The organism is Psychrobacillus sp. FSL W7-1457, from assembly GCF_038593405.1.
Classification (GTDB): Bacteria; Bacillota; Bacilli; order Bacillales_A; family Planococcaceae; genus Psychrobacillus.
In genome coordinates, this window is record NZ_CP151993.1 from 998,381 (window position 1) to 1,018,564 (window position 20,184).

17 protein-coding genes are annotated in these 20,184 nt (G+C 37.5%); 14 read left to right on the forward strand and 3 right to left on the reverse strand.

Annotated features, from left to right (window positions below; all coding sequences use genetic code 11):
* The first annotated feature begins 6 nt into the window (after positions 1 to 6).
* From NSQ95_RS04645 to NSQ95_RS04695, 11 genes are all read left to right on the forward strand, one after another.
* Positions 7 to 1,605, forward strand: a complete 1,599-nt coding sequence (locus NSQ95_RS04645) for an asparagine synthase C-terminal domain-containing protein (RefSeq protein WP_342560419.1) — start codon at positions 7 to 9, stop codon at positions 1,603 to 1,605.
* Positions 1,602 to 2,669, forward strand: coding sequence for a UDP-N-acetylglucosamine 2-epimerase (non-hydrolyzing) (gene wecB / locus NSQ95_RS04650; protein ID WP_340884816.1), 1,068 nt, complete (start codon positions 1,602 to 1,604; stop codon positions 2,667 to 2,669). The genes NSQ95_RS04645 and wecB overlap by 4 nt, the downstream gene beginning before the upstream one ends.
* Positions 2,670 to 2,683: 14 nt before the next feature.
* Complete coding sequence (locus NSQ95_RS04655) at positions 2,684 to 4,072, forward strand: O-antigen polymerase (RefSeq protein ID WP_340884813.1); 1,389 nt, start codon at positions 2,684 to 2,686, stop codon at positions 4,070 to 4,072.
* Complete coding sequence (locus NSQ95_RS04660; RefSeq protein WP_340884811.1) at positions 4,069 to 5,187, forward strand: glycosyltransferase; 1,119 nt, start codon at positions 4,069 to 4,071, stop codon at positions 5,185 to 5,187. The genes NSQ95_RS04655 and NSQ95_RS04660 overlap by 4 nt, the downstream gene beginning before the upstream one ends.
* Entirely contained in the window at positions 5,184 to 6,257 is a 1,074-nt protein-coding gene (locus NSQ95_RS04665) for a glycosyltransferase (RefSeq protein ID WP_340884809.1), read from the forward strand. The genes NSQ95_RS04660 and NSQ95_RS04665 overlap by 4 nt, the downstream gene beginning before the upstream one ends.
* Positions 6,258 to 6,296: 39 nt before the next feature.
* Entirely contained in the window at positions 6,297 to 7,160 is an 864-nt protein-coding gene (gene galU, locus NSQ95_RS04670; RefSeq protein ID WP_340884807.1) for a UTP--glucose-1-phosphate uridylyltransferase GalU, read from the forward strand.
* 12 nt (positions 7,161 to 7,172) lie between these two features.
* Positions 7,173 to 8,393 (forward strand): glycosyltransferase family 4 protein, encoded by a 1,221-nt coding sequence (locus tag NSQ95_RS04675; protein ID WP_340884805.1) that lies wholly within the window; start codon positions 7,173 to 7,175, stop codon positions 8,391 to 8,393.
* A 79-nt stretch (positions 8,394 to 8,472) separates the two neighbouring features.
* Positions 8,473 to 9,516, forward strand: coding sequence for an LCP family protein (locus tag NSQ95_RS04680; protein WP_340884804.1), 1,044 nt, complete (start codon positions 8,473 to 8,475; stop codon positions 9,514 to 9,516).
* A gap of 144 nt (positions 9,517 to 9,660) precedes the next feature.
* Positions 9,661 to 12,195, forward strand: a complete 2,535-nt coding sequence (locus NSQ95_RS04685; RefSeq protein WP_340884802.1) for an SH3 domain-containing protein — start codon at positions 9,661 to 9,663, stop codon at positions 12,193 to 12,195.
* A 160-nt stretch (positions 12,196 to 12,355) separates the two neighbouring features.
* A complete protein-coding gene (locus NSQ95_RS04690) occupies positions 12,356 to 13,063 on the forward strand; it encodes an SH3 domain-containing protein (protein ID WP_340884799.1) in 708 nt (235 codons plus the stop codon).
* Entirely contained in the window at positions 13,064 to 14,602 is a 1,539-nt protein-coding gene (locus tag NSQ95_RS04695; RefSeq protein ID WP_342560420.1) for a SpoIID/LytB domain-containing protein, read from the forward strand. It abuts the gene before it with no gap.
* A gap of 477 nt (positions 14,603 to 15,079) precedes the next feature.
* On the opposite strand, the gene NSQ95_RS04700 is transcribed toward NSQ95_RS04695, so the two are convergent.
* The 3 genes from NSQ95_RS04700 to NSQ95_RS04710 all read right to left on the reverse strand — a co-directional run bounded on the left by NSQ95_RS04700 (position 15,080) and on the right by NSQ95_RS04710 (position 17,408).
* Positions 15,080 to 15,484, reverse strand: coding sequence for a histidine kinase (locus tag NSQ95_RS04700; protein ID WP_342560421.1), 405 nt, complete (start codon positions 15,482 to 15,484; stop codon positions 15,080 to 15,082).
* 86 nt (positions 15,485 to 15,570) lie between these two features.
* Positions 15,571 to 16,740, reverse strand: a complete 1,170-nt coding sequence (locus NSQ95_RS04705; RefSeq protein WP_340884793.1) for a CAP domain-containing protein — start codon at positions 16,738 to 16,740, stop codon at positions 15,571 to 15,573.
* 32 nt (positions 16,741 to 16,772) lie between these two features.
* Positions 16,773 to 17,408: a YigZ family protein gene (locus NSQ95_RS04710; RefSeq protein ID WP_340884789.1), complete on the reverse strand. Its 636-nt coding sequence runs from the start codon at positions 17,406 to 17,408 to the stop codon at positions 16,773 to 16,775.
* Between the two features lie 139 nt (positions 17,409 to 17,547).
* On the opposite strand from NSQ95_RS04710, the gene NSQ95_RS04715 reads away from it, so the two are divergent.
* The 3 genes from NSQ95_RS04715 to NSQ95_RS04725 all read left to right on the forward strand — a co-directional run bounded on the left by NSQ95_RS04715 (position 17,548) and on the right by NSQ95_RS04725 (position 19,849).
* Positions 17,548 to 18,693, forward strand: coding sequence for a histidine kinase (locus NSQ95_RS04715; protein ID WP_340884786.1), 1,146 nt, complete (start codon positions 17,548 to 17,550; stop codon positions 18,691 to 18,693).
* Positions 18,694 to 18,730: 37 nt separating this feature from the next.
* Positions 18,731 to 19,405, forward strand: a complete 675-nt coding sequence (locus tag NSQ95_RS04720; RefSeq protein WP_251552765.1) for a response regulator transcription factor — start codon at positions 18,731 to 18,733, stop codon at positions 19,403 to 19,405.
* A gap of 159 nt (positions 19,406 to 19,564) precedes the next feature.
* A complete protein-coding gene (locus NSQ95_RS04725; protein ID WP_342560422.1) occupies positions 19,565 to 19,849 on the forward strand; it encodes a hypothetical protein in 285 nt (94 codons plus the stop codon).
* Positions 19,850 to 20,184: the final 335 nt, after the last annotated feature.

A 20,184-nucleotide genomic window follows, 5' to 3' on the forward strand; every position in this document is an offset into this window, starting at 1 on the left:
ATAGGCATGTCAAAAAAATGTATAACAAACCTTAGGCATAAAGATTTTCATACTATACAAGGTGTCGGGTATGAAGGATTTTTCAGAGGATACTTCTATTATGAAAATCAATATGTCACCCATGAAAACTTCGCTAGCATTATAAATGAAGAAATTTTAACATCTAATGACTTCGCCAAATGGAATGGGGAATATGCGTTAATCTATACAACTCCAGTCGAAACAAAACTGGTAACTGATATGAAGCGTTCTATTCCATTATTTTATATGGAGGATCAGTCAGGCAACTGGCTTGTCCAAGATTATATACAGCCTCAGGAAGGCTTAAATATGGATCCAGAGGCAGAGGAAGAGTTCCTAATCACAGGATTTGTTTTTAGAGAGAAGACGTTATTTAAGGAATGGAAACAGGTTCCTGCAGTTTCTTATGTTACATTGCAGGAAAAGGCTGTCCATGATTACTACTATTCGTATGTTCTTCCGAAAGAAACAGAGCCAATCGATTCATTTGCAGCCGAGTTAAAGACAGTATTTCATGACTTATTTGATGATCTTGCATTTCGTTTAAAGGATCGCCAAATCGTCATTCCACTTAGTGGTGGATATGACTCTCGATTAATCGCATTGGCCTTGGTGGAACGTGGTTTAAAGGATAATATTATTGCATTTACATACGGAAGAACAGGGAACGGAGAGTCAACTGTTAGTAAACAGATTGCTGATAAGCTAGGCTTAAAATGGAAATACTTTGCCTATGATAAAAAGATGTGGGAGGATATGTACAAGTCTGACGAATGGAAGGACTATGTGGTGTATTCTAGTAATGCTGTTTCGGTAGCACATCTTCAAGATTTTCCAAGCACTAAGCTGCTGGTTGAGCAAGAAGGGTTACAAGACGCAGTGTTTTTACCAGGTCATTCCTTAGATTATCTGGCAGGGGGACATTTACCTTATGAGTCGATTGTTGACAAGCAATTTGAAAAGAGTGAAATTCAAACCTTTATAATGAACAAGCATTTTCGATTATGGGAGCTAGCTGGTAAAGACAGCTATGCAGAAACAGATATCGGTAAAGGATTGTATCAGGATATTGAAGCGTATTCCAATTATACCAATGAACGTGTCACTTCTTTAATTGATGAATGGAATTGGAGAGAACGACAAGCGAAATTTATCATTAATTCTGTTCGTGTATACGAATATTTTGGACAAGGCTGGTCCATTCCGTTATGGGATGATCGTTTAATCCACTTTTTCAGTAAAATCCCTGCGGATTTAAAGTATAAAAAATATTTATATGATTACACATTGCATCAAATGTATCCGGAATACTATCCATTGCCTCAAAAGCCAGGACCAGAAAATTCCCTTAAAAATAAATATGGTATTCTCTATCCTTTACTACGCAAAATATATAGAAAGAAAAATCTATATCGTAAATATTTTGATGAGCCAATGGAGTGGTACGGAATCTATCCGACTTACAAGCAGTATGTACAGTCTCTTACTTTTAAAAGAAATGGTCAAAAGTATGAGCATCCGTACAATATCAATTCGTTTATCGTAAAAGACATGATTGAAATGATGAAGGAGATTACAAAATGAAGGTTCTAACTATTTTAGGAGCAAGACCTCAGTTTATAAAAGCAGCAGCAGTTTCACGTGTTATTCGTGAAGAAGTAACAGAGCTTATCGTTCATACTGGTCAGCATTATGATGCCAATATGTCAGATATATTCTTCGAAGAATTAAACATTCCAAAGCCTGACTATCATTTAGGAATCGGTTCAGGAAACCATGGTAAACAAACTGGTGAAATGCTAGCTAAAATCGAAGAAATAATTTTAAAAGAAAATCCTGATTTCTTATTAGTGTATGGTGATACAAATTCAACATTAGCAGGAGCACTTGCAGCTGCTAAACTGCATATTCCTATTGTTCATATCGAAGCAGGTCTTCGCAGCTTCAATATGAGAATGCCTGAAGAAGTTAACCGTATTTTAACGGACCATGTTTCCACGTTGTTACTTTGTCCAACGGAGACAGCTATCCAGAATTTAACGAACGAAAATATTAGCGCAGGCGTGTATAATATTGGTGACGTAATGTATGATGCAGTTCTATACAATAAAGAGCTAGCTAAGTCTACATCTACTATTTTAGAGACTGAAAAGCTCGCTCCAAAGGATTACTTACTAATTACGATTCATCGTGCGGAAAATACAGATGATGTTGACCGTATGAAGTCAATTTTAGATGCGTTCCGTCAAATCGAAGATAAAAAGGTTTGGCCAATCCATCCAAGAACAAAGAAAAAATTAGAGGATTACGGCTTTAAGCTAGATGAAATTCCTAATTTACAAGTTATAGATCCAGTTGGTTATTTGGATATGCTTTCCTTAGAAACAAACGCAAGAAAAATCGTAACAGATTCTGGTGGCGTTCAAAAAGAAGCATACTTTGCAGAAGTACCTTGTGTCACTGTTCGCGATCAAACGGAATGGGTAGAGACATTAATAGAGGATGCAAATATCTTAACTGGAACAGATACAAATAAAATCGTAGACGCAGTTAAAAAAGAAGTAACTCCTTCTTATACTCCTGTTTTCGGTGATGGAAAAACATCGGAAAAAGTGTTAGCTTTACTAAAGGAATATTCAAGTAAATAAAGTAGGTGTGAGCATTGTTAATATTTAGCATATGGCTCTTTACTGTGGTGGCTTCCACATACCTTTTTAAAAAGGTTTCTGGAAGCCTTTCTCTTGTAAAGCCAAATATGATTTCTATTGTTTATTATTATTCTTTCCTTATCTCCAGTTATATTGGCGGATTGTTAATAGCTTTAGGAATAGATGATTATTATATGATCAAAAGAATGGACCATGAGGAATATCGAATAATTGGTTTTATTTTATTGACGCTATTAATGATTTTATTCCCACTAACTCAGTTAGTTGTAGGTAGAATTTTTGGGTTTAATGGGGAGCTAGAATTTAATAACTATCTGCAAAAACCCGTTCGTACAAGTGTAGATAAGAATGAGCGTATCTTTAGATTGGCTTTTGGTGCTTTATCCGCTATATCTGTTTTAGCAGTTGCTTATACCTTATTGAAGACAGCGAATGTTCCTTTATTGGAGCTTTTAAAGGGGAATACATCGGAGCTTGCAAAGCTTAGAATTGATGCGAGTAGAGGCTTCAGTGGGAATGTGTATATTCGGAATATATTCGGTATCGCATTGACTCCAGTCCTTTCTATTATTGCATTTGTATATACTACGAAATCGAGAGCATTATATTGGAAAGTATTGTTCTTTGTTTTATTCATTTCATCCGTCCTAATCTCTACCTATGATTTAGCTAAGTCTCCAATTTTCTTTTATATCATCATGCTGCTTCTAGCTGGTGTATATACACAAAAGCTAAAGCTCAATTGGAAGAGAATCAGCGGTTATATTTTGGCGGGAAGTGCCTTATTAATCGTTATGTATGTGGCGATTCAAGGGGTTACAGAGATTGAAAGCTTCTTGTCTCATAATTCTGGCCCAATTGGAAGGATTATACTGGCGCAAATTTCACCATTCTTTTTACATTTGGATACGTACTCACATTCTCTAAGCTTCTTAGAAGCGAAAGGCTTGCCTTCCTTTATTGCAGGAATTTTCGATATCGAGCAAGTACGATCAGCACGAATGGTAATGGAGAATGTGTTTCCTGAAAACGTAGACAAAGGTACTGGTGGTGTTCTTAATACCATTTTCCTTGGTGAAGCCTTTGCTTCGTTTGGATATCTAGGTGTTATTATATCTATTATTTATATTGCAGCAGTTATTCAGGTGTTATATATCATCTTTTTACGCTTACCGAAAACACCAGTGGTTATAGCATTGTTTGTCTACTTTACGATTAATCTACCAAGAACACTTGTTGGAGGAGTAGCTGACTTTTTCTTTAACCCAGTGTGGATATTAATGACCGTAGTATTGGGTGGATTGTTTATTCTGGAACAGTATTTCCATATTATATGGACGTTCCTATTAAGCAAAGTACGAAAAAAAGGAGCACCACAATGAAAAATATTTTAATTTATTATCCTTTTACTCTTGCTACTAATCCGAAGAGTGGTTCAGCAATTCGCCCCGTTGAAATGATTAAGGCAATAGAAAAATATGCAACCGAAAATAATTTAGAAACTATTGTTATTTCAGGTACTTCTACTGAGAGACGTCAATTATGGAATAAGATGCTTGCTGAAAAGAAACAAGAGCAAACATTGTTTTGTTATTCAGAAAATCAAACGATTCCTTTATGGTTAACAGATCCGGGACATATTCCAAAAGACTGGATTATTGATAAGGATGTTTTTAAAACATTAAAGAGACTTCAAGTGCCTATAGGTGTTTTTTACCGAGATGTGTATTGGAAATTCGATGAATTATATCCTTTGAAGGGTATCAAAAAAACGGTTATGAAGACTATTTATAGGATGGAAGAAAGATTCTATGAGAAGTATGTTCATACACTGTTTCTTCCAAGTGATGCTATGGGAAAATACGTAGCTATCAATACGAACAAAATGGCTCTTCCACCGGGCGGTCGCTTTACCGAGTTGAATGACAACTATCGAGAAATGCAAAAGCCGTTTAAAGGTATTTATGTAGGTGGCATTAATAACGAGGATTATGGATTACCAACACTCGTCGATGCATATGCGCTTCTAAATAAGGACGAGACATTAGGAAACTTGGTCATTGTTTGCCGTGAGGAAGAGTATACTCAACTTAGCCAAGAAGAAAAAAATAAAATACAGCAGCCATACATCGAGCTAAAGCATGTGAGTGGGGCAGAGCTACAAGCATTATACGAGCAAGTAGACTTTGCATTTATCCCTCGTAAAAGATCCACTTACAACGACTTTGCAGTACCGATTAAATTAGTAGAATACTTAACGGCGAGCTTGCCTATTGTTGCAACGAATTGCTCTGCACAAGAAGACTTTATATTATCGGGACCATACGGCGTAATAGCCGAGGATGATGCTGAGGGACTTGTGAAAGGTATGCTAGCTATTCAACCTGAATATTTACAGTTCAAACAAAATATTAAAAAAAGCTTTTTACAGCAACATTCTTGGAATGCACGTGCCGAGCAGGCTGCACAAGCGCTTATAGGAGGTAATAAAAAATGAAAATAGCTGTATTAGCTCCAAGTAAGTCTATTCATACACATAAGTGGGCATTATTTTATCAATCGAAAGGTATAGACGTAAAAGTATTTACGTTCAAGGATCATTATTCGGAAGATAATGCCAAGCAAGTACCTACCGAAATTTTGCCGAAGGTGTTACCCGGTAAGGCATCTTATATTGCAGCAGCACCTGCCTTAAAGAAAATGCTAAAAGAATGGAATCCTGACATCTTGCATTCCCATTTTATCTCAAGCTATGGATTGCTAGGAGCGATTGTTGACTATAAGGTCCATTTTGTATCGGTATGGGGCAAGGATATCTTTGATTTTCCTAAGAAAAATAAATTAAATGAAAAGCTTGTCAGATTTACGTTAAGTAAAGCAACGGCTATCTGCTCAACAAGTCATATTATGGCGAAGGAAACGAATCTTTATACGAATCGTCCTGTATACGTAACGCCATTTGGAGTGGACTTGGAGAAGTTTTACCCTGAAGCCCATACAAATGAAAGTAATGACAAAATCATTGTTGGAACGGTAAAAGCATTAGAGGACAAGTATGGGATAGCTGATTTGGTAAAAGGCTTTGCTAAGTTTCATATAGAGTATCCAAATTCTGAGCTACTCATTACTGGGGATGGCCCTCAAAGAAAAGAATATGAGCAGCTGGCAGATGAGCTTGGTATATCCAACGTTACTACATTTACCGGAAAGGTACCAAATACAGAGGTTCCTGCTATTATTCGTAGCATGTCTATTTTCGCTGTTCCTTCCACAGAAGATAGCGAAAGCTTTGGAGTAGCCGCAGTAGAAGCGATGGCTTGTGGCGTTCCGGTCGTCGTGTCGAATGTCGGGGGATTACCGGAAGTAGTAGTGAAGGATGTCACGGGTATTGTCACTGATAAGGAAAGTCCAGATCAGCTGGCAGCTGCTTTTATAAAACTGGCCGGGAACAATGATTTAAGAGCTGGAATGGGTAAAGCAGGCATAGCTCATGTAAAGGACAATTATAGTTGGGTTGATAACGCTAATTACATGTTGTCATTATACGAAAAATATACAGAGGCTTAAAAGTTTAAATTGCCTCTAATAGAAGAAAAGGTGAATTATATGATTAAGAAAGCAGTCATTCCTGCAGCGGGCTTTGGTACAAGGTTTTTACCAGCTACAAAAGCATTGCCAAAAGAAATGCTTCCAATTGTAGACAAACCAAATTTACAATATATTATCGAAGAAGCTATAGCTTCAGGGATTGAAGATATTATCATCGTTACTGGACGAAACAAAAAATCTATGGAAGATCATTTTGATAAATCCATTGAACTGGAGTTATTGCTTAAAAATACGGGCAAGCTAGAGTTATTAGAACAAGTGGAGAACATCTCTAATTTGGTGGACATCCATTACATGAGACAAAAAGAACCACTTGGATTAGGACATGCCATTCTTTGCACTAAAAAATTCATAGGCAACGAACCATTCGCAGTATTGCTTCCAGATGACATCATCGATTCAGAAGTCCCAGCACTTCAACAAATGATTGCCAAGTATGAGGAAGTACATAGCAGTATTTTAGGCGTAAATGAAGTTCCAAGTGAAGATGTAAACAAATATGGAATTGTCGATTATAGTGCAGCGGAAAACGACTTATACTCAGTTAAACGACTAGTAGAGAAACCTGCTATTGAAGATGCTCCGTCCAATCAAGCTATAGTTGGACGCTATATTTTGACTCCTGGCATATTTGAAGAACTTGAAAAAGTACAGCCGGATGCAAAAGGTGAAATTCAGCTTACAGATGCTATTGATGCCTTACTGAAAAAAGAATCCATCTATTCTTATATGTTCGAAGGCAAGCGTTATGATGTTGGAGACAAGTTTGGGTTTTTGCAGGCAACATTTGACTTTGCATTAAAGCGTGACGATTTAAAGGAACCATTACTTGCTTACTTGAAGAATAAATTGAAAGATTAAACGGTGATTGCGATGCGTATTGTATATTTATGTCAACATTTTCCACCAGAAACAGGTGCACCTCAAATTCGTGTATATGAAGTTAGTAAGGAATTACTTGCTCAAGGACATGATATTCAGGTAGTTACCGCGTTTCCTCATCATCCACACGGAATTATTCCAGATGAATATAAAGGGAAAAAATATGAGTTTGAAAAATGGGATGACATCCCGGTTCACCGAACTTGGATTTATCCATCTAAAAAAGGGTCGTTTTGGAAACGCCTTGTTTCCTATTTTTCATTTACCTTTAGTTCGTTCTTTGGGTTAATGAAAACAGGGAAAGTGGACGTTATTATTGTCAATTCTCCACCGATCTTTCTAGGATTGACTGGGTTAATTGGGGCAAAACTAAAAGGAGCCAAGTTCGTTTTTAACGTAGCGGATGTTTGGCCAGAGTCGGCTGTTAAGCTTGGGCTTGTAAAAAATAAAATGTTTATTAAGCTTGCAGAAATTCTGGAATCCTTTCTTTATAAGCATTCTTGGAAAATCGCAACTGCCACGGATGGTATTAAGTCATACATCATTAACCACTCTCAGCCAGAGGAAAAAGTATTTGTATTACCTAATGGAGTTAATACAAAATTCTTCTATCCTCAGGAAAAGAATGAAGAGTATGTAGAAAAGTTTGGCTTACAGGGTAAGTTTGTTTTTGCCTACGGAGGAAACCTTGGATACGCTCAAGGGCTTGAGTTTATTTTGTATGCAGCGAAAAAAATGCAGGAAACCGTTCCACATGCTCACTTTCTTATTGCAGGAGCAGGACCAGAAGAAGAAAAGCTTCATAAATTGAAGGATGAGCTTGGTTTACAAAACACTACATTTTTAGGACATCTTCCTTTGAAGGAAATGCCAAAATTATTTTCAGTAACAGATGTAAGTATAGTTCCACTTCGTGACATACAATTATTTGAGGGCGCACGTCCATCGAAAATTTTCCCTGCAGCAGCATCTGGAGTACCAGTGCTATATTGTGGTAAAGGGGAAAGTGCAAAAATCATTACAGAAAATAATATAGGATTAGTAGCTCAACCAGAAAATGTTGACTCAATGTCTGAAAAAATGTTTGAATTTGTAGAAATGAAGGTAAATGATAGAAAAGCTATGGAAGAAAACGGTAGACGATTAGCAGAAGACGAATATAGCTGGACTACAATTGTAAATGACTTGTTACAAAATATTACTCAAAAGTAATATTCTTTACGATATACACCATCCGTTAAATTATGTATAATTGGTAAGATAAAATTTAAAAGTAAAGTAGGGAATTATTATGACTACTTCACGTCAAAACAAGAGAAAAAACAAGACGAGAAGAAAAATTTTATATACTGTACTGATCGTTGCGATGGTGTTATTGTCTGGAGTTATCGTATTTGCTACTAATTTGTCGTTTCAGACAAAGAACGCTGTTAACAAAATCTATGAGCCACTAGATCGTGAAAAGGAAGAACAAAACGAGGCAATAGAGAAGTTCGACAATGCGAAGGCAGAAGATTCAGCGTTTACTATTTTATTGGCCGGTATTGAGAATGAAGAAAAAGCTAAATATGGCCGTTCAGATGTGCTTTTAGTTGCAACAGTAAATCCTAAGACAAATAAGATATCCATGGTAAGTATACCACGTGATACAAGAGTTTATATTCCTGACCTAGGGTATAACGATAAGATAAACCATTCCTACGCGAATGGTGGTATTAACTATACGATCAATACAATTGAAGAGATGTTAGATATTCCGATAGATTACTATGTTTCGACAGACTTCCAAGGCTTTGAAGATATCGTTGATACGGTAGGTGGAATTGATGTAGAGGTGCCATTTACATTTAAAGCACAGTTAACAGGCAGCTTAAAGTGGAAAACGTACACAGAAGGCCCTATGGAACTTAACGGTAACGAAGCTCTTGCTTATGTACGTATGAGAAAAAGCGATCCGCAAGGTGACCTTGGTCGTAATAATAGACAAAAGCAAGTAATTAAAGAAATAATTGATAGAGGCACGAGCATATCAAATATTACTAAAATAGATGATATGATTGAAGATATAGGAAATAATGTGAAAACTAATATTCCTTCTTCCGAATATCTTGGTCTAATTAAGACATACCAAAAGATTAAGTCTTCACCAATCGAGCAGCTTCAGCTTAAAGGGGTAGATGATACACGTAGAGGCGTCTATTATTTCATACCAGATGAAGAAGGTTTAGAGGAACTTAGTGAGCAACTAAAACTAAACTTAAAAGATTTCGGTAATAATGCCCAAACTGATTCAAAAAAATCAACTAAAGTAACTGATTTAACAATTGGAGAGTAAAATGAGGAGTCCATATGGACTCCTCATTTTACTCTTTTTTCTATTCCTCGAGTATATTTCATGTCTATTAATACATTTGTTGGATTGTTTTATAGTAAAATTTGCATTAAAATGTAGAAAATACACGTTTTCAGGGAGGAAAAAATGAAAAAAGTAATCGCATCATCTGTTTTAGCAACTTCTGTCCTTTTGCCCATTAATCTTCTGACAAGTGATACAGTTTACACGTATGCTGCCTCGAACACAGCAATTGCGTCTACTCAACAATCTACTAAAGGCCTAATTACAAATAACAATGTCAATATTAGAAAAGGAGCTACTACTAGCTACAATAGCATTGGAAAAGTCCAAAATGGACAGCTAGTTACTATAATTGACCGCTTTACAAATGCTAGCGGTGAATTATGGTATAAAGTAAAGGCCGATTCTATGTCCGGTTGGGTAATAAGCGATTACGTAAAAGAGGTTTCAAATGCTGTAGGAGGAAACTCTACTACTAATGGAAATTCTTACGTTGGTTCTTCACAAAAAATAGGGAAATCTGCAGCTCATATGAGAAGCGGTGCAACTACTTCCTACAAAATATTGTCTACTGTTCCATCTGGAACTTCCTTGAAAATTTTAAGTAGTTTTACAAACGCTCAAAAAGAAGTTTGGTTTAATGTAGAATATCAGGGGAAAAAAGGGTGGGTTTTATCAGATCTATTTTTATTGAATGCTACTAATGGAGAGACTGGTACCTCTATGAAGGTAGTAAATCAATCGACGGTCCATAAAGGGGCAACTAAAAGCTATGCAACAGTTGCTACTGTCAAAGCCGGCACTACATTGACTGTTCATCAAGAGTTTACAAATGCTGCAAAAGAAAAGTGGATGCAAGTAACCTATGCAACTGGGAAAAAGGGTTGGATCCAAGCTACTGCTTTTGAAGAAGCAACAAGTGATTCTAAGACAGTTGTAAAAGCTTCTACTGTACATTCAGGGGCAACTAAAAGCTATAAAGTTGTTGCAACTATTAATGTAGGAACAAAGTTAGCAGTCCATCAGGAATTTACAAATGCTGCAAAAGAAAAGTGGTATCAAGTAACTTATGCAACGGGCAAAAAAGGCTGGATATCTGGGGAAGCATTCGATAGTGTTTCTACTTCACCAGAAGCACCACCAACTGAAACGCCAGATAGTGGACAAGTTATAGAACAAAATACAAATCTAGTAGTTTCTGTTTCCGTCGCTAATATGCGTTCAGGCCCTAATATGTCCTATGATGTTGTTACTCAATCTAGATTAAACGACTCTTTTATCTCTACCCATTATGCATTAGATACAAACAATGAAAAATGGTACAAGGTTGGCACAACTAGTGGAGAAGCATGGCTTCATGAATCTGTAGTAAACATAGTGGATAGCACAATAGAGCCCCCAGTAGTCACTCCAGGCAATGGAGAAACTGGAACTATTAAAAGATATAATGCTTTGGTATACGCAGATAGTAAATTTAACTCTGCCGTTTTACAGGGGCTTCCTAAAGATACAGCATTCACGGTATTAAATAAGATAAATGGTACAGACGGAACTAATTGGTTACATATTAAAGCAGGGGCAGTCGAAGGTTGGATTCCTGACTTTGAGGTAAGTGATAACATACCTACAAAATATGCAACAAAAGCGTCTACTGTATTCAGCAGTGCAAGTGCCACCTCTAAAAAGGTAGAGTCTGTCACAGCTAGCTCTCCTTTAAGAATCTTACGTACTTTAAACAGCTGGTTAAATGTTGAAACACAAAGTGGAAAACGTGGTTGGATTCAAGCTTCCTTAGTATCCGATGCATCACCAGTCTCTCTTATTAATGGAAGAACTGAAGTGCGTAACGGACAAAATTATTTAGTATGGACAAAACCTACTAATTTTAAGATAACTTATACAATGCCATCTGCAAATGTATTAAAAATTAATGGTAATCTATCTAGTATTAATACAATCGCTTCCGGCTTAAAGGGAGTAAAAAGCATGAAGGTAGATACAGTATCAGGAGGTACTTCGGTATTAACTGTTACATTTGATCCTAACTATACGTATACAATAAGAGATTACGATAAAGAGTTAACGATCAAGGTTGTTACCAAAGGCTTAGCTGGTAAGAAAATCATTATTGATGCAGGTCATGGAGCTAAGGATCCGGGAGCAGTAGGTCCTAAAGGCACTAGAGAGAAAGATGTTAACCTTGGCACTGCTAAATTCTTGAAGGCAGAGCTAGAGGCAGCAGGTGCGATTGTAACCTTAACACGTAGTACCGATGTATTTTTAGAACTAAAAGAGAGAACTGATATTTCTAATGCTTCTGATTATGATGCATTTATCAGTATCCATGCGGATTCATTCTCATCCACATCTAAAGGAACTACTACTTATTACAATACGTCAGTTAACTTTAACGGTCCAAAGAGTTTTACACTAGCGAAAAGCGTTCAAGCAAATCTAGTCAAAGAGGTTGGTACCTACAATAGAGGAGTAAAACAACAATCATTCTATGTTAACCGCATGAATGAGATTCCTTCTGTGTTAGTGGAGCTTGCATTTATCTCTAATCCATCGGAAGAGGCATTATTAGCCTCCGATTCCTTCCGCAAAAAAGCAGCGGTAGGTATTCGTAAAGGACTACAAGACTTCTTTAATCAATAATTGTTAAGTAATAGGAAATTATGCCGATAAATATCCTAGGAGTGATTCCTAGGACATATCGGCCATTTTTTTGAAAAAATTCTTTGTCGAAATATTGGGTCATTAGTCATTAGTCATTTCTAGCGATAAAACAATAAAAAGATAGGAAGGAAGACAAAAAATGAAAAAGAAAATACTTACAACGATTGGGGTTGTATTAGGTTTAAGCTTTCTAATTGCCATTAATACACCGACCACTACGAATGCAAATTCTAATCTACTATTAGCTTCAGTTGATTGGGTGCAATCTCAATTGAATCCGTTAAATTCAAAAGTAACAACTTTAGAAAAGAAAGTTGCTGAGCAGGACGCTATGATTAAACAACTGCAAAAAGCAGTTTCAGAGGGTGGCACAGTAATTCCGCCTATTCCATCAACACCTGACACACCTACACCTGGTACTTTACCTTCAGTTGTATACACAAATGCTAGCAGCGTGAAGGTTCATAGTGGAGCTACACGTAATTACAAGGTACTTGCAACATTTACAGCAAACAAATCATTAAATGTAATTGATCAGCACGGTACGGGAGCAAACCTATGGTACCGAGTAGAAGTATCTTCAACTGTAAAAGGGTGGGTTCACTCTGGAGACGTTACAACAACAAAGCCAAGTAATGTAACACCAAGCTCTGTTAGTGCAAAAGAAGCAGTGAACATCCGTAAAGGCGCTACAACTAGCTATGCTTCTATCGAACTAGTAGCAAAAGGAACTTCTTTAAAATACATAAGTTCTTTTAAAAATGCAAAAGGTGAAACGTGGTACAATGTTCAATCCCCAAAAGGAAACAAAGGTTGGGTACTAAGTACGTTAACTGAGGTGAGATAATTGAATAAAAAATTTGTAGCAGTATTAGCGGCTGTTTCATTAAGCTTTGCGTCAGCCAATACAGCACTTGCATATAAGCAGGAGACCTATTCGAAGCAAATACAAGTCGAGGTACACAATACTTTTACAACTTCCTTGTCTTTAAATGGGGTATATAAGTTAGAAAATCTTACAACTAAAGAAATGTTCTTTGCACTGCCTAATACACCTATAACATTTTCTCAGGTTAATGGGGAGGTTTCCATTTATCAAATGGGGGCAACTATGTACTCTTCCAAAGGCTATGCCTTACATGCACTTACAGGAAATGAAAAAATAGTTGTATTTCGAGCTCCTGTAGAAGGAAGAAAGGGTGCAACCGCTGATTATGGGGTTGTAAAATCCTATCAACCGTTCCAAGGGGCAAAATATGTAACGGAGTTTACGAATGGAAATGGAGAGCTTTGGTATTCCATTACGGATGAACAGGGGGTTTCCTCCTGGGTACCTGCCAAGGACGCAACTGTAGCGTCTGTTGTCTCTCAGCCACTCGGTAAGACACCAAACGGCTCGCAATATAGAGGAAGCTTCAATGTCGTGAAATCAGGAACTAACGTCCAAATTGTGAATAGACTAGATTTAGAAAACTACTTAAAGGGCGTTATTCCTAATGAGTCTTTTGCTTCCTGGCATCTTGAAGCATTAAAAGCTCAAACGATAGCAGCCCGTAGCTACACGCTAAGCAAAGCTGGCATCTTAAGCAATACCACTAAGGATCAAATGTATAAAGGCTATACATCTGAGCATAAAAACACAAATGCAGCAGTAGATGCTACTAAGGATTTAGTAGTTAAGTATAAAGGAAAACTTGTGGAAGCATTTTATTTTTCAACTAGTGGTGGGAAAACAGCAAATATTGGTGATGTATGGGATTCTACGCAGGTACCACAATTTATATCTGTGGATGATTCGATTGAGCAATCCCCATACAAAAACTGGTCTGTACAAATTCCGGTCACTAATATTTTGACGAAGTTTGGTTTTAGCAGGGCGGATCAGCTTTTAGATATTAAGCTGACAAAAGGTGGAGCAAATGGTGAAGTTACAGCAGTAACAGCTGTAACCTCTGCAGGAGAGAAAACTATTACAGGAAATGAAACAGTAATGCGTAATGTTTTCTTAGATGCAAGCAACAAATCCTTGAAGTCAAGCTGGTTTGACGTTGCATTTACAAAACCAACTGGTGGAGGAGTAAATGATATTACTGTTCAACAGGCTAATGGAACAACTCCTGTGGATTCGCTGACTGGTGTTTCCGTTCAAACAGCTAACGGTATTGTAACGATTCCAGAAGGAGCGGTAAGCATCCAAACTAGTAGCGGTACTGTGAACACAGATACTGTACAAACGGGCATTCAATCTGTGACGGTCAACGGAAAAGGCTACGGACATCGTATCGGTATGAGTCAATATGGTGCCAAAGCTCGAGCAGAAGCTGGCTGGACATACGATCGCATACTCAAGCATTACTATCAGGGTGTAACGATTGAAAAATATTAATAAAGCAAAAAGCAAGAACGTTGAGGAATCAACGTTCTTGCTTTTTATATATAAATAATTGCTTATCGCTTAATGGAATATAGGTGAATAGAAAATAGCCGATTTTTGCTTTAGGCGGACGCTTTCCACGGGGTGAGCGATAAGCCATCACCCAACGCTTTCGCGCGTGGTTGTGATGTCTTATCTGTCTCACTCATCCCGTTGGAGTCGCCGCCTGCTGCTACAATCACAGGGAAAGTAGTACCTTAAAGTGGGCTGCTTTTGCGTTAAAGAAGCTACAGTTGCTTTTTCATAAGTAACCTATAAAATCAATCATTAGTATTATGCCTGGTAATTATAGGGAAACGTTGAAAACGTGATGTTGAGACAACAACATCCCGCCAGGGGGAGTAATATCAATGTATAAGCATTTTTTAGCGTCGTGAGGTATTATCCATTCTTTCAGTACTTCTGCAAAGACATATGAAAAGAGTTTTATTAGTCTTCGCTTATATCTTTTTTATCCCACAAGCTAAACAATAAATATATTGCAGCTGAGGCGATAGCAAAAATTACAGCTCCCGTTACCGGTAAGTAGATGGAATCTAGGAAAAACGAAACGGTCATAATAAGTATAAATGATACAATCATATAACTAAAAAACTTATGGAATTTCTGATGATTATCCGACTTACCTTCAATCAATACATCAACTGCCATAATTATGACGAACTCAATAACTCCATAAATGATAATAAACCAAATTAGATTCGACCAATGATCATATTCAATGCCAACTAGCAATAGGACTCCAATTTCTGCTGCCATGGAGACAATAAGTGTGGCAAGTACACCAACAATTACTAGTAATATACCAAATGCGGTTCCTAAATTTTTCTTCATATAATTTCCCTCGTTATTCGTGATGTCATTTAAAAAGAGTGTAGACAAAGCCAAAATACGAGACTTTGTCTACACTCTACTAGTTATTAAGGTTTTATAAAATTTTGAGTGTAATAAGGAATGGAGCCATGTGTCCATTTCACAAAGTAGACACCCACTCCTACATGGGTGTAGGCAGTGTTTATTACATTTTTTCGATGGCCTAGTGAATTCATTAATGCTTCATGGGCAAAATATGGATCCGTGTATCCCATCGCAATATTTTCTCCGGCATTTCTAAATTGTACGCCACCTTTTTCTAAACGGTCAAAAGGTGATTCACCTTTAAGATTATTATGATTAAAATAATCGTTCTTGCCCATATCCGCACTATGCTTGCGCGCTACATCCGCTGCCTTTGGAGCCGATTGTAAAACTTGTACGCCATGAGCTTTTCTTTCTGCATTGATTAAATCAAATAAAAGATTCTCGTAACCTGTTTCTAGTGTTGTAGACTTTTTGGGATATAAATTTGGATTATTGTTTATTAGTTGGTAGTCTACTAAGTAAATAGCTGAGATTTTATTGTCGTTATGGACGTCTATGAAGAAGTTTGCTTCATATTTTGGTGTCGAGTAAGTGATAATCTCTACTGGGTACGTATTTCCACTTGTTTCATAGCTTTTACCAAATTTGTTCTCGAGCTGACTGATTGTATTGGAAACGGAAATTCCGTTAACTTGAAAGCTTTTATCCTTTGTATATAAAGAAGATATTTTATTGCTAAGTGTACTGATCGCATAAAATTTGTCGTAATTGTTATGGTAAATCCCAGTAATTGCTCCAAATTCGTTAGCGACTGTTTTCTTCGCAGCACCGAGCTTATTGGTGACTGTTGAAATGGAATCACCAATCATAAAAGAAGTTGTCGGAGCAGGTGTGCAATTTAATTGGCTAAGTTTAGATTTAGATGGTGTTTGATAAATAATCGATGTATCGTCCTTAATCACTAATCCGCCACCAAGGTGATAATATGTTGACTTGTTAGCATAGACTCGATAATTATCTCCAGGCTTTACTGTTCGGAATGGTTCAAAGTTGCCATTATTGTTTTTATAAATCGTTGTCGGCTGTTGGATAAGCACTCTACCAATCTGTCCTTTTTTCAGCTCAACGCCATCCCAAGTGACTTTATCTGGACAATCAGCTGCAAAAGTAATTGCAGGAGCAATACTTAAGCCGAATAGTAACACAAGTAAAATTGAGAATTTTTTCATCTTTTTCCATCACTCCTCTACCTAATTATAAATCAAACGACATCAAACTCCAAAAATACTTTTTCGACAATGTCGATTTTTGCTTGGCCGTTTGTTATTTCTGTTACCCACTCTAAAAATTTTAACTCATCTTCGGCTTTGGTGTATACATATATTTCCACTAAATCTGCGTAAGCAATTTCTTTTAGAGGATAGACGGAGTTTCTAATTTCATTTTCAACTTTACCTAGCCATGTATAGTCAATAGAAGCTTTCATTAAATGATGGAGCTGACATTCTACTTCGCCTGCTGCCTCGATGCCTTCCGTAGTCGCTTTACTATAAGCCCGAATAAGGCCCCCACCCCCAAGCTTAATACCTCCAAAGTACCGTGTAACTACTACGACAGTATCTTTTAGTGCTCTTTTCTTAAGGACTTCAAGCATCGGGACCCCAGCAGTACCACTTGGTTCGCCATCATCATTCGCTTTTTGAATGTGATCATGCTCGCCAATTATGTATGCAGAACAGTTATGATTAGCATCTTTATGCTTTTGTTTGATACTATTAATAAAATCTTGTGCTTCCTCTTCTGTCTCAGCTCGTTGTATATAAGTTATAAATCGGGACTTTTGAATAATAATTTCACTTTGTGCGTATCCCTTAATTGTTTGATAATTGTTTCTCATAATAAATTTCCCTCCTAAATGCTTTGAAACATACTTGTAAACTAATTTTAATTTAATTTTAGTTAATTAGTGCTATAATAGAATTTGTCAGTAAAAATGAATGAAGACTCATGTTAAATGTCTAAAGGAGAAAAAACAGATGACGAACAAGAATCTTGAATTGCAATCGTTAGATGTTATTTTCGATCGAATGGTCGAAGTAATGGATCATTCGAAAAAGGATATATTTATTATAAGCGAACAAAGTCGTCAAAGCTTCGAGGAAATGAAAGTTGAGTTAGAAATAATTCGTGGAAGCATTGAGGCCGTCATTCTGGAAGGAGACTCGCTTGAGGCAAAGTCGAGACTTGCTCGTAATAGATTAGCAGAGGTTTCGAAGAATTTTAACTCATACGATGAACCGCAAGTACGTAGCGCTTACGAAAATGCAAATGAGCTTCAAATTAATCTTTTAATCAAACGTAATGAAGAAAAACAACTGAGACAGCGTAGAGATGAACTAGAACGAAGGTTGCAAGGACTATTAGAAATGATAGAACGTGCAGACCAGCTTGTCAATCAAGTCAACATTGTCATCAACTATCTTACTTCAGATTTAAAGGAAGTGGGAGAAGCACTTGAAAACGCAAAAATTAAACAGGATTTTACACTGAAAATTATTGAAGCACAAGAAGAAGAAAGAAAACGCCTTTCACGAGAAATCCATGATGGTCCTGCCCAAATGCTAGCAAACGTCTTACTAAGAACTGATTTAATCAATCTTACGTATCAGCAGCGTGGTGGAGAAGAGGCCATGAAGGAAATTATCGAATTGAAGAGCACTGTGCGCGAAGCACTTTCGGAGGTACGTCGCATTATCTATGACTTACGCCCAATGGCCCTAGATGACCTAGGTTTAATCCCGACGCTCCGAAAATACATTGCCACTACGGGAGAATACAATCCCACAAAGAAAATACATTTTCAAACATATGGAGAAGAAATACGAATTCAGCCCAAATTTGAAGTAGCCATTTTCCGTTTAATTCAAGAATGTCTGACGAACGGACTAAAACACGGTCAGTTTTCAGAAGCATGGGTGAAGGTAGAATGGGTGAAACATAAGATGAACATTATCGTGAAGGATAATGGAGTCGGTTTTGATCCAAAAGTGGTAAAAGAAAAATCATTCGGCTTGATCGGTATGCAAGAGAGAGTCGATTTACTAGAGGGTTCGATGAAAATTTTATCGTCCCCAGGAGATGGAACTACTATTTTGTTTAGTATTCCAATAAATGAGGAATAGAAACTATAGCTGTTTTTTTAATAGGAGGAAATGACCAATGACAAAAATTATCATTATAGATGATCACCAACTTTTCCGTGAGGGAGTAAAGAGAATACTAGACTTTGAAGATTCATTTGAAGTAGTAGCAGAAGGTAGCGACGGCAATGACGTTCTACGCTTATATGAGCAAAACTTACCAGACGTAGTGTTAATGGACATTAACATGCCAACCAAAAACGGCGTAGACGCTACAGAAGAACTAATCGAAAAATTCCCAGAAGCAAAAGTAATCATGCTTTCTATCCATGATGATGAATCTTACGTATCTCACGCATTGAAAACTGGTGCATTAGGCTATATGTTAAAAGAAATGGATGCTGTGGCAATCGTTTCAGCAATCAAAGTAGTAGCTAAAGGTGGCTCTTACCTACACCCAAAAGTAACTCGTAATCTAGTATCAGAATTCCGTCGTCTAAGTGAACGCGAAAACAAAGGAAACTTCCACCAAACGGAAATCCGTCGCCCATTCCACTTACTAACGAAGCGCGAATGCGAAGTACTACAATTACTAACTGACGGACAAAGCAACCGTACAATTGGAGAAACACTATTCATCTCCGAAAAAACAGTTAAAAACCATGTATCCAGCATTCTTCAAAAAATGAACGTAAACGACCGTACCCAAGCCGTAGTAACCGGCATTAAAAACGGTTGGGTTGAAGTTCGATAATACTATAATAGATTAATATAGTGTGTAATATGTATGCCCCTCCAGATTTTTTTCTGGAGGGGTTTTTGGTTTTACAAAGGGAGAAGGGGCTAGCAGATAAATTAAGTGTTGCGCAAAACTTCCAAAGTGTTGCGGAAACGGGAGAGAGTGTTGCGCCAAATGGGTCAAGTGTTGCGCGAAAGGCATGAAGTGTTGCAGAAAAATAGAGAGTTGCGGCAAACTCCCGAAGTGTTGCGGAAACGGGAGAGAGTGTTGCGCCAAATGGATCAAGTGTTGCGCGAAAGGCATGAAGTGTTGCAGAAAAATAAAGAGTTGCGGCAAACTCCCGAAGTGTTGCGGAAACGAGAGAAAGTATTGCGCCAAATGGGTCAAGTGTTGCGCCAAATGGTCCAAGTGTTGCGCAAAAGGCATGAAGTGTTACAGAAAAATAAAGAGTTGCGGTAAACTCCCGAAGTGTTGCGGAAACGGGAGAAAGTGTTGCGCCAAATGGTCCAAGTGTTGCGGGAAAGGCATGAAGTGTTGCAGAAAAATAAAGAGTTGCGGTAATCTCCCGAAGTGTTGCGGAAACGGGAGAAAGTGTTGCGCCAAATGGTCCAAGTGTTGCGGGATAGGCATGAAGTGTTGCAGAAAAATAAAGAGTTGCGGTAAACTCCCGAAGTGTGGCGGAAACGGGAGAAAGTGTTGCGCCAAAGCCCCAAAGTGTTGCGCCAAATGGTCCAAGTGTTGCGCAAACGAGAGAAAGTATTGCGCCAAATGGTCCAAGTGTTGCGCAAACAACT